The sequence below is a fragment of the Brevibacterium sp. 50QC2O2 genome (genome assembly GCF_024580675.1).
Classification (GTDB): domain Bacteria; phylum Actinomycetota; class Actinomycetes; order Actinomycetales; family Brevibacteriaceae; genus Brevibacterium; species Brevibacterium moorei.
Genome location: NZ_JANIJZ010000021.1, coordinates 22,679 through 33,946, shown reverse-complemented (window position 1 = coordinate 33,946; position 11,268 = coordinate 22,679). Strand labels below are relative to the sequence as shown.

Below are 11,268 nucleotides of genomic sequence, written 5' to 3'. Positions count from 1 at the left end.
ACGCCCCAGAGGATTCCTCAACGATCCGAAATACACGCATCGACCCGAGATGGACACGAAGTCATGAGACATCAATGGACACACCTGGTTGAGACATCACGTGGCCCCGATGTCCTGAGACATGACACGCCCCGGAACCTGCATGAACCGGTCACTGGGTGATGGCCCGGGTCATCGAGTGGGAATCACCCCAGGCGGATATCGCGGAAGGTGGGGGAGCGGCGCGAATCCTCAGGCGATTCCCCGTACGTACTCTGCGCAACCCTGCGGATGCGCTCGCGCATGAGCTCGCTGATCGTCGTGATTCCCGCGGCCTCCGCTTCCTCCGCGGCGTCCGCTTCCTCCGAGGCCTCCGCGCCGCGGGGGCTCCGCACTCCTTCACCACCCACCCGCGCTCCGGCTGCCGGGCGCAGGGGTTCGGGCTGTTGGACGAGCACGAAGCGCCGCTGCCCGCCGTCTGCCGCATTGAGCTCCAGTACCGCCTGGCCAGTGGTCCCCGAGCCCGCGAAGAAGTCCAACACCAGCGCATCGCGGTCGGCGAAGGTCTGTGAGAGCACCAGGTCCTTGATCAGCTCCACCGGCTTCGGATAGGAGAACAGCCCGCCCAGGCCCAGGGTGCTGAGCGCATTGCGCCCCTGTTCCCCCAGGGCCCTGATGATCGAGTACAGCTTCGACGAGGCCTGCTCGGCCGGGGTCAGCTTGACCACGGCGTGCTTGGCCGTGCCGTCGGCGCCTGGCTCGCCCCAGGCACGCAGCACATGGGTGCCGGCGGCCAGCCAGCCATCGACCTGGCGCAGTTTCGCCGCACCGCGCACCGCCAGGATGTCCTCGTACATGAGCCTGCGCTCGGTTCCCCTGGTGTACTTCCCGAAGCTCACCCGCAGCACATCGTCGTCGACCAGATAGCGCCGCCCGTCGATGTCCTCGTACTTGGCCGGGGGTTTCTTGGGCCCCAGAAAGGGCCCGGCCTGCGCGATGTCGCGCGCCCAGGCGAGCACATAGTCATGCCCCCGGATGAAGAACCTGGCCTGCCCGCCACCCTTGGCGCGCTGGTGGACGAAGGCGCCCAGGAAGTTCTCCTCGCCGAACACCCGATGGCCCAGCATGGTCAGATAGGCCAGTTCGCCGTCGTCGATCGAGGCGAAGAACACCCCGTCAGCGCGCATCAGCCGGCGGGCCAGCAGCAGCCTGGGCAGCATCATGTTCAGCCAGGCCGCATGGTCCTTGGTGCCTCCGGCCCGTCGGCCCGCGGTCCGCCCCGCCCTGTCGTGGTAGCTCAGGCGCGAGCCCGTGTTGTACGGCGGGTCGATGTAAACGACCTTGAAAGCCGTGGCGTGGGTGTCCTGCAGCAGCTTCAGGGCCTCCAGATTGTCGCCCTCGATGAGTGTGTCCTCGGCTTGCGACAGCGGCCGGGCCAGCGGCCGGACCCGCTTCGTTTCACGTGAAACAGTGTCTGCGCCGAGGTCCCCGTCGGCTTCAGCTCCGGCGTGCGGTCCGCGGCGCGGTTCGCTTACCCGCGCGCGGCGCGCAGTCCCGGCCAGGGCCTCGGCCGCGGCGCGTCCGGCCCAGTCGAAGACGACCCCGCCGGTTGCAGTCGGCCCTGCATCCTCAGTCCTCGGCATGGCGCTCCAGGAACTCGTAGACCTCGGTCGGGTCGACCCCGGGGAAGGCCCCGGGCGGGACGGCGGCCAACAGTGAGGCGTGCATCTTGGCCTGGGGCCAGGACTGAGTCCCCCAGGTTGCCTCCAGCTCGGCCGGCGCCGCGCGGCAGCAGGATGGATCGGGGCAGCGCGACTGGGACCGGATAGGGGTCTCCCTGCCCTCGAACCAGCGCACCTCGTTGAACGGCACGCCCACGCTCACCGCGAAGTCGCTGTCCTCTGGCAGTACCCGGGCGGTGCACCAATAGGTGCCGACGGGGGTGTCGGTGTACTGATAGTAGGGGCTGAAGCGGTCGGCGACCTTGAAGACCTGGCGCGAGGTGAAGCGCTTGCAGGCGTACTGGCCCTCCACGGCACCCAGGGGGTCGGTGGGGAAGGGCAGTCCGTCGTTCGAGTACACCTTGTGGATCGCTCCGGATGTCTGGACCTTCATGAAGTGCACGCGTAGGCCCAGGTGTTCGGTTGCCAGATTTGTGAACCGGTGGGCCGCGGTCTCATAGGTCGTGCCGAAATGATCGCGCAGCTCCTCAATGGAAATTCGGCGATTCTTCTTCGCCTCCTTCAGCAGGGACGCCGCGGCGGATTCCGGGAGCCGCAGGGCCGCCGCCAGATAGTTCACCTGCACGCGCTGGCGCAGGAACTCCGCATAGTCCCTGGGCTTCTCCTGGCCCAGGATCATCGGCGCCAGTGCCGCCAGCATGGTGGAGCGCGGATCGTGTCCTCCCATCCCCGAGTTGGGCAGATAGATCCGCTTGCCCCGCAGATCGGTCACCGAGCGCGTCGAGGCCGGCACATCGGCCACGTAGTGCAGATCGAAGCCCAGATGACTGGCGATCCCCGCGGCCTGCCGCTGGCTCAGTGGGCCGTCGCGGTAGTCCACCACGGCCAGCAGCTCGGCGGCCAGGTCCTCCAGATCGCCGAAGTAGTTGTGCGCCCTGCTCATCCGCTCCCGCAGATCGCGGTTGGCCCGCCTGGCCTCCTCCGGGGTGGCCGCGCGGGTCTCCGCCATCGTCTGGAGTTCGCGCTGTAGGCCGACGATGGCCTCCAGCGCGTCCGTCGGCAGGGCCTTGGTGCGGACCCGCGGCAGGCGCAGGGAGGAATAGAGGGCCGAGGCCTGTGCGCGTTCGGCCTGGATCTCCAGGGCCGCCCTGTGGTCCACGGGGGTGGGGTCGAGGAGGTCCTCGGCGCTCACGTCCAGTGCCGTGGCCAGCGCCTGGAGCATGGAGATGGTGGGCTCCCGCCGCCCCGATTCGATCGCCGAGATTTGCGAGGGCGCCCGTGAGACCCGCTGCCCCAGGTCCGTCAGGGTCAGTCCTGCGGCCTTGCGGAAGTGGCGCACGCGCCGTCCGATGGTCAGGGCATCCGGCCCGGCCGTGGACTCCTTGGCTTCGTCGTTCATGCCCCCAATCCTACGAAGAATCTGTGTAGAAGACCACATTTTCTAGTGTGTAGAAAAATAACGAATTTTTCACTCAAATTCAGTCGAAATCGGGGTGGTGCGGCCCACAGACTGGAATCACAAGCGGAACACGATATGCACCTCGGCCCCGGCGACGGGATTACCCACGATCCCGGAGAACAGGGTCGGAAGGCCCGGAGAACGGGCAGGTGCAGGGGCGTGGACCGCAACCCTCACAGCGACAAAGGAGCACCGACATGACCGACAACCTGCACGATGCGAACGCCCTGCGCAGCGACTGGGCCACCAATCCCCGGTGGGCCGGAACCAGCCGCGACTACACGGCGGAAGACGTCGTCAAGCTGCGCGGCTCGCTCATCGAGGAACACACCCTGGCCCGTCACGGCGCCGAGCGCCTGTGGGATCTCATCCACACCGAGGACTTCGTCAACTCGCTGGGCGCCCTGACCGGCAACCAGGCCGTCGAACAGGTCAAGGCCGGCCTCAAGGCCATCTACCTGTCCGGCTGGCAGGTCGCAGCCGATGCCAACAACGCCGGCCAGACCTACCCCGACCAGTCGATCTACCCGGCCAACTCGGTTCCCCAGGTGGTCCGCCGGATCAACAACGCGCTGATGCGCGCCGACCAGATCGAGGTCTCCGAGGGCACCAAGAACGTCGACGACTGGTTCGCCCCGATCGTCGCGGACGCCGAGGCCGGCTTCGGCGGCACCATCAACGTCTACGAACTCATGCGCGGGATGATCTCCGCCGGCGCCGCCGGCGTCCACTTCGAGGACCAGCTGGGCTCGGAGAAGAAGTGCGGGCACCTGGGCGGCAAGGTCCTCGTCCCCACCGCGCAGCACATCCGCACGCTCAACGCCGCCCGCCTGGCCGCCGATGTGGAGAACGTCCCCAGCCTGGTCATCGCCCGCACCGACGCCGAGGCCGCGACGCTCATCACCAGCGACATCGACGAGCGCGACCAGAAGTACCTCACCGGTGAGCGCACCGCGGAGGGCTTCTACAAGGTCACCAACGGCATCGAGCCGTGCATCGACCGCGGCCTGGCCTTCGCCCCGTACGCAGATCTGCTGTGGATGGAGACCTCGACGCCGGACCTGGAGGCCGCGAAGCGCTTCGCCGATGCGATCCACGCGGAGTACCCGGACCAGCTGCTGAGCTACAACTGCTCGCCCTCGTTCAACTGGAGGGCGCACCTGGACGATTCGACGATCGCCAAGTTCCAGCGTGAGCTGGGCGCGATGGGCTACAAGTTCCAGTTCATCACGCTGGCCGGCTTCCACGCTCTGAACTACTCGATGTTCGATCTGGCCCACGGCTATGCCCGCAACCAGATGGCCGCCTACGTCGAACTGCAGGAGCGCGAATTCGCCGCCGAGGCCCGTGGCTACACCGCCACGAAGCACCAGCGCGAGGTCGGCACCGGCTACTTCGACCTGGTCTCGACCGCGATCAACCCACAGTCCTCGACCACCGCGCTCAAGGACTCGACCGAGGCCGCGCAGTTCTGACGCGCATCTGCGAGTTCTGAGTTCTGCGGCTTGAGCGTCGGGCCGTACCGCTCGGCTCTCAAGTCGCACCACCGGCTTGTCCGCGGGAAGGGTTTTTCGAGGGTTTACCCTTCCCGCGGACATTTTCTCTTCCCACCCTCCCCACACCCTCGCGCACTACACCCGGGCGCCGCCCGCGTTCCCGCTGCCCGCACCGGGCGAGAACCCATCGAGCTCCACGCAGCCCGACCTTCACCGACTTCCACTTAGCCCGTCCTTTCCAGGAGCATCCGATGTCCGCCACGATCACGGAACAGACCACCGACCACCAGAGCCCTCGGTCCGCCGCCGCACAGCCCGCCGCCGCGCCGACGGCCGTGCGACCCGTAGCCGAGCAGTCGGCAAGCGAGCAGGCGCGCACCGCGCTGCGCATTCTGGGGCCGATGGAGCCCGGCTACGACTCGATCCTCACACCGGACGCCCTGGACTTCGTGGCCGAACTCCACCGCCTCTTCTACGCCTCCCGGCGCGAAGTCATGGCCCACCGCGAATCCCGCCGCGCCGCGATCGACCGCGGCCGGATGCCCGGCTTCAAGCCGGAGACCGCGGGCATCCGGCACGACCCGGAGTGGACGATCGCGCCCACGGCGCCGGGCCTGGAGGACCGGCGGGTGGAGATCGTGGCGCCCGCCTGCCAGGCCGAGGCGGCCCGCGCCCTGGGCTCGGGCGCCCCCGTGTGGATCGCCGACCTCGAGGACACCATGTCGCCGAGTTGGCACAATGTCGTGACCGCCCAGGTGAATCTGCACCGGGCGGTGCGCGGAGATCTGCAGGCCGGCACCCCCGGCCTGGCCGGCCATCGCGGCACCGAGCGGCGCGCCGGCACCTCGTTCCCGACCTCGGGCCTGGGGCAGGAGACCGCCTATGCCAGGCCGCAGCAGGCCCCCACGATCATGCTGCGCCCGCGCGGGCTGCACCTGCCGGAGCGGCACCTGGAGTGGGTCGACGAGCACGGCACCCGGTTCGCCGCCAGCGCCACCCTGGTGGACCTCGGGCTGTACCTGTTCCACAATGCGCACGAACTCATCGCCGCCGGCCGCGGCCCCTACTTCTGCCTGCCGAAGCTCGAGGCCGCCCGCGAGGCCGCCTGGTTCAACGCAGTCTTCGTCGCCGCCCAAAATGCCCTGGACATCCCGATCGGCACGATCCGCGCCGGCGTCATCGTGGAGACGGTCACGGCGGCCTTCCAGGCCGAGGAGATCCTCTACGAACTGCGTGAACACTCCGCCGGCCTGTCCACCGGCCGCTGGGACTACATCTTCTCGATGATCCGCGAATTCCGGAACTACCGCGAGTTCATCCTGCCCGACCGCGACGCGATCGGCCCCGAGGCCCGCTCCATGCGCGCCTTCCTGCGCCATATCGTCGACGTGTGCCACCGCCGTGGCGCCCCCGTGCTCGGCGGCATGTCGACCTATGTGCCCGGCCACAAGTCCTCCGAGGGCCTGGCCGTGCGCCCCGATAAGGAGGCCGAACGCGCCCTCGGCTTCGACGGCACCTGGGTGTCCCACCCGGCGCTGGTCCCGCTGGCCCGCCACGTTTTCTCTGGCGCGGGAACCGGGGCCGAGGCCGCGGCGGGCGGCGCGGCTGAGGGCACCGGCTCGGGTCCGCATCCCGAGCACCCCCGTCCCACCCCCACCACGCCGGAGGGCCGCGAGACCCAGCTGCGCCGGGCCCTGCTCGACGTGAGTGACATCGCCGCCGTCCACCCGACCGAGGCCGGGCTGCGCGCGGACATCCGCCTGGTCCTGCACTATGTCAACGCCTGGCTGTCGGGACGCGGGATGATCGAATGGGATGGCCAGCACCAGGACGCATCGTGTGCGGAGATCTGCCGGGCGCACATCTGGCAGTGGATCCGCCACTCCGTGACCCTGGCCGACGGCCGCCCCGTGACCCGCGAACTTGTGGCCCGCTGCGCCGCCGAGGAACTGGCCGTGATCGTCCAGCATCCGGCCGACCACTACCCTGACGCGGCCGAGGTCCTGGCCGCCGCGGCGCTGGGCGATACGATGCCCGGATTCCTCACGACCGAGGCCTATGAGGACTTCCTCGTCGACTGGCGCGTCAAGCGCGAACAGGCGGCATGAACGACCCGGAACGCCTCCGTCCCTGACCTTTGTGGGGAGCGCGGAAGAAATCTAATGGAAGGGTGTTCCTCGGGCCGGGTTTCAAGCGGTATGCTGGGTTCGCAAAAGTTGGATTTCATGGTGAAAGTGGAAGATGTCACGACGAGCCAAAGAGCTCTCTGAAGAGCAGAGAGCCGTAGTCCGGACAGTACGCCGGCTAGCGCGACAGCGCGCAGTAGTCAACGAGAACTACATTTCGTCTATTCTGCAGGCACGCGCCGCGGGGATCACCTATGCCGCGATCGCCGAAGCCGTCGGCACCTCGTCGCAGGCGGTGCAGGAGATCGTCCGGCGCCACGCCCGCTCGGAGGGTTTCACCTCCGTGCAGGAGATGGCGGCTGCACCGGTGCCGGTGGCAGCTGCTGTAGCGGCGGAGGCACCGGTCGCGCAGCCTGTGGCAGCGGTGACGGCGAGGATTCCGTTGATCAGCCCGGTGACCATCTGAGCGCGGTCCCGTTTCCCACGATCGACCGCGTGCAGGGCAGTGACCTGCTCGCGGTCGCTTGCGATTTGGCGATCATCGCGGGGACCCGGCAGGCTCACTGGCGCGCGCGGATCGAAGCCCACGGCTGGGACCGTTCACAGGTCACGGCCAAGGACGATCCGAACAACCTGGTGACGGCGGCCGATGAGGAGATCGAGTCCCTGGTGCGCGGCTATCTGGTCCGCGTGCGCCCCAGCGATGTGATGATCGGCGAGGAGGGCGCTGCTGCGCTGGACCTGGAACAGGTGCTCGACGAGTCCCAGCTCGCCGCACTGCTCCCGCGCCTGCGGTGCGCGGTGACGGCCAGCGAGGGAGGCTCGGCGGACGTCGCGGGCGTGGCACAGTCACCCGCCGGTGCGGACCGCTACGAATGGCACGTCGATCCGATCGACGGCACCGTGAACTTCGTGCGCGGGATCGAATACCACTGCTTCTCCGTGGGCGTGCGGCGTCTGAACGGCGGCGGTGATGCCGTGGCCGATGGGGCCGGCGGCACTCGCGCCGCGGCGACCACCGGCGGTGCAGTGTCCGGTCCCGTGTGGGAATCGGCCGGCTGGGTCCTGGGCCTGGTCGCCTGTCCCGCACTGGACACCGTATGGTTCGCCGAGGCCCCGGATCCGGCTGGTGCAGGAGTTCCGGCTGGTGCCTGGAAGCTCCCACCCGCCGGCGACCCCGTACGTCTGCACGGCACACCTGTGGGACGGCGCGGGCGACTCGCGGCCACCGGCTTCAATTACTCGCCCGAGCTGCGGACCCGCCAGCTGGCGGAACTGGGTCGCATCATGGCGGACTTCGACGATGTCCGCAGGCTGGGCTCCGCCGCCATGGATCTGTGTCTGGCAGCCGAAGGCCGTGTCAACGCCTACTATGAGCGCGGCCTGGGCGTCTACGACTTCGCCGGAGGTGCGGTGATCGCCGAGCAGGCCGGGCTGCAGGTGCGCCGCCCCCACGCCTACGACGACTACTGCATCGCAGCGGACACCCCGGAGCGCTTCGCCTTCATCGAATCCTGCCTACAGGACTGAGCGGATCGGACACCCTCCCAGCGCGTCAACACCATCCAGACGCATAGACACCAGGTGAGCGCGGGAACTACTTGCTACAACAGGTAGTTCCCGCGCTCACCTGGTGTCTATGCGGGGGAAAGCCGGTCGGCGCGGCCGGCGCGCGGAGCCGGCCCGGCGCACGGAACCGGGACGGGGCCTCGGCGCCTCAGTAATACACCGCGATGCGCCCGTGCTCCGGGGTGTCGATGACGTCGACTTGCGTGTGGAAGACCTCGGTGAGGATATCGGAGCGCATGATGTCCTCGGCCGGTCCGAAGTGCAGCACCTGCCCGTCGCCCATCGCGCAGATCCGCTGGGCGTAGCGCGCGGCGAAGTTGATGTCGTGGAGCACGATGACGATCGTCTTGCCCTGCTCCTTGGCGAAGGAGTCGAGCCTGCGCATCATCGCCGCCGCATGCTCCATATCGAGGTTGTTCAACGGCTCGTCCAACAGGATGTAGTCGGTGTCCTGCGCCAGGACCATCGCGACATAGGCCCGCTGCCGCTGCCCGCCGGAGAGCTGGTCCAGATAACGGGACTCCAGTTCCGCCAACCCCATGAAGTCGATCGCCTGGGACACCTGGTCCTCGTCTTCAGCGGTCAGCCGTCCCCGGCTGTGGGGGAAGCGGCCGAAGCCCACCAGCTGGCGGACCGTCAGCCGGGTCATGAAGTGATTCTCCTGCCGCAGGATCGACACGATCTTCGCCAGGTCCTTCGACGGGGTCGTGGACACGTCGTTCCCGCCCACCGTGATGGTCCCGCCGTCGGTCTCCATGAGCCGGCCGATCATGGTCAGCAGCGTGGACTTGCCCGCGCCGTTGGGCCCGACCAGTGCGGTGATGCCCCCTGCCGGGATCGTCAGGTCCACGGGTCCGATGGTGGTCTCCGCACTGTAGCGGCGCACCACGCCCTTGAGCTCGATCATGCCAAGCGCCCCTTCCGCAGGATGTACAGGAGGAACGCGGCCCCTCCGATCAGTTCGATGATGATGCTCACGGAGCCCTCCGCGTAGAAGATCCGTTTGAGGACGAAGTGTGAACCGGCGAAGACGACGAATCCCACCAGGGTCGCCATCGGGAACAGCAGCCGGTGGTCGAAGGTGTCGGCCAGCTGATAGGTCAGCATCGCCACCAGGAACCCGAAGAAGGTCATGGGCCCGATCAGCGCGGTGGACACGGAGACCAGCACCGCCACCAGGATCAGCACGATGATCATGAAGCGCCGGTGGTCCACCCCCAGGTTCATCGCGGTGTCACGGCCCAGGGCCAGCACGTTGAGTTTGCGGGAGAAGAGATAGAGCAGGCCCGCGCAGACCAACACGATGGGGATCGCGATGTACAGCTTGGAGCCGTCGGCATTGGCGATCGAGCCGACCTGTCGGGCGGTCAGCACGTCGAACTCCGCTGGATCGAGCAGGGTCTGCATGAACGTGGACAGGGCGTTCAGGCCCCCGCCCAGGACCAGTCCGACCAGCAGGGTGATGTGCAGATTGCCGCGCCGGCCGGTCAGCAGCAGGCCGTAGAGCACGGTGGCGAAGAGCACCATGACGATGATCTGGCCCACGAACTGCAGGGTGCCGCCCACCGCGGTGGCGCCGGCCACGCCCAGGAAGAAGATCGCGGCGGTCTGGATGAGCTGGTAGAGCGACTCGAAGCCGATGATCGAGGGGGTCAGGATCCGGTTGTTCGTCACGGTCTGGAAGGCCACGGTCGCGGTGGCCTGGGCGACTGCGACGACGGCGATGACCACGAGCGCATCGGAGCGGATCTTCGCGATGACCCAGAAGCCCCGGGTGCCCACCGGCAGGGGGTTCTTCCAGCCCATGGTGATGGCGATGATGGCCAGTGCCCCCGCGCCGAGGACCAGCATGGCGATCAGGTACCGGCGCCTGGCGCGGGTCGTTGGCAGGGCGCCGGAGGAGCGCTTGAGTTCAGCTGACAACCTTGCGCCCCCGAATCAACAGCACGATGAACACGGCCGCCCCCACGACGCCCAGGATCAGGGAGACGGGGACCTCGAACGGGGCGATGACGGTGCGCGCCAGCAGGTCGCAGGCGGTCACGATCGCGATCCCGGACAGGGCGACCCATGGCAGGTTGGAGCGCAGGTCGTCGCCGCGGAACATGGACACGAGGTTCGGCACGACCAAGCCCAGGAAGGGCAGGTTGCCCACGACCACGGTGATGATGCCAGAGGCCATGGCGATGACACCGGTGCCGATGAGCACGATGCGGTTGTAGTTCACGCCCACATTGGTCGCCACGTCCTTGCCCAGGCCCGCGACGGTGAAGCGGTCCGCGGCGATGAAGATGACCAGGACGACGGCGATGAGGATCCAGATGGGTTCGTACTGGCCCTTGAAGATCGAGGTGAAGGAACCGGCGAACCAGATGCCCAGGGCCTGGGTCATATCGGTTGCGAAGGCCACGAAATTGGACAGGGAGCCGACGACGGCGCCCAGCATCATGCCGACGATCGGCACGACGATGGACGAGCGCAGGGTGACGCGCTGGATGAAGGCGAAGAACACCATGGTGCCGATGAAGGCGGCGGCGATGGCCGCGACCATCCTGGTCAGGATGTCGGCGTGGGGGAAGACCACCATGCACAGCAGCAGCCCCAGGCCGGCCCATTCGGTGGTGCCGGTGGTGGTGGGTTCGACGAAGCGGTTCTGGGTGATCATCTGCATCACCAGGCCGGACATGGCCATCACCGCGCCGGCCAGGATGAGGGCGACCGTGCGCGGCACGCGGGTGATGAAGAACATGTCCCAGCCTTCGGGACCGGACAGGATGCTGTACTGACCCACACACAGGCTCGCGACGACGAGGCCGCAGACGACGAACAGGCCGACCAGCAGGGGCCAGGTGAAAAGACGGTTCTTCCCCGTCTTCTCACCGGGTCCCTGAGGCCCGCCTGTGCGTGCGGATCCGGGTTCCACGGGGGAACCGGACGATCGGATCTTATTCACCGGA

9 protein-coding genes are annotated in these 11,268 nt (G+C 67.9%); 4 read left to right on the top strand and 5 right to left on the bottom strand.

What is annotated here, in order from left to right:
- Positions 1-185 precede the first annotated feature (185 nt).
- Together NQ038_RS13650 and NQ038_RS13645 are read right to left on the bottom strand one after the other, a co-directional pair.
- A complete protein-coding gene (locus NQ038_RS13650) occupies positions 186-1,622 on the bottom strand; it encodes a site-specific DNA-methyltransferase (protein ID WP_257062820.1) in 1,437 nt (478 codons plus the stop codon).
- A complete protein-coding gene (locus NQ038_RS13645) occupies positions 1,609-3,060 on the bottom strand; it encodes a helix-turn-helix transcriptional regulator (protein ID WP_257062819.1) in 1,452 nt (483 codons plus the stop codon). The genes NQ038_RS13650 and NQ038_RS13645 overlap by 14 nt, the downstream gene beginning before the upstream one ends.
- A gap of 257 nt (positions 3,061-3,317) precedes the next feature.
- Here NQ038_RS13645 and aceA point away from each other — a divergent pair, with 257 nt between their 5' ends.
- The 4 genes from aceA to NQ038_RS13625 all read left to right on the top strand — a co-directional run bounded on the left by aceA (position 3,318) and on the right by NQ038_RS13625 (position 8,272).
- On the top strand, positions 3,318-4,595 hold the full coding sequence (gene aceA, locus NQ038_RS13640) for an isocitrate lyase (RefSeq protein WP_257049410.1): 1,278 nt from the start codon (positions 3,318-3,320) through the stop codon (positions 4,593-4,595).
- A 272-nt stretch (positions 4,596-4,867) separates the two neighbouring features.
- Positions 4,868-6,724 carry a malate synthase gene (locus NQ038_RS13635; protein WP_257059710.1) on the top strand — a complete coding sequence of 619 codons (1,857 nt, stop codon included), beginning with the start codon at positions 4,868-4,870 and terminating at the stop codon, positions 6,722-6,724.
- A 133-nt stretch (positions 6,725-6,857) separates the two neighbouring features.
- The gene (locus NQ038_RS13630; RefSeq protein WP_257049412.1) at positions 6,858-7,208 is read left to right on the top strand and encodes a hypothetical protein; all 351 of its coding nucleotides are present in this window, start codon (positions 6,858-6,860) and stop codon (positions 7,206-7,208) included.
- Positions 7,209-7,237: 29 nt separating this feature from the next.
- Positions 7,238-8,272: an inositol monophosphatase family protein gene (locus NQ038_RS13625; protein ID WP_257062818.1), complete on the top strand. Its 1,035-nt coding sequence runs from the start codon at positions 7,238-7,240 to the stop codon at positions 8,270-8,272.
- 187 nt (positions 8,273-8,459) lie between these two features.
- Here NQ038_RS13625 and NQ038_RS13620 read toward each other — a convergent pair whose 3' ends face one another.
- From NQ038_RS13620 to NQ038_RS13610, 3 genes are read right to left on the bottom strand one after another with little or no spacing between them, the layout of a single operon-like run.
- Positions 8,460-9,218, bottom strand: coding sequence for an ABC transporter ATP-binding protein (locus tag NQ038_RS13620; RefSeq protein WP_257049414.1), 759 nt, complete (start codon positions 9,216-9,218; stop codon positions 8,460-8,462).
- Positions 9,215-10,234 (bottom strand): iron chelate uptake ABC transporter family permease subunit, encoded by a 1,020-nt coding sequence (locus NQ038_RS13615; RefSeq protein WP_257062816.1) that lies wholly within the window; start codon positions 10,232-10,234, stop codon positions 9,215-9,217. Before NQ038_RS13615 ends, NQ038_RS13620 begins: the two co-directional genes overlap by 4 nt.
- On the bottom strand, positions 10,224-11,255 hold the full coding sequence (locus tag NQ038_RS13610; RefSeq protein WP_373456827.1) for an ABC transporter permease: 1,032 nt from the start codon (positions 11,253-11,255) through the stop codon (positions 10,224-10,226). Before NQ038_RS13610 ends, NQ038_RS13615 begins: the two co-directional genes overlap by 11 nt.
- Positions 11,256-11,268 lie beyond the last annotated feature (13 nt).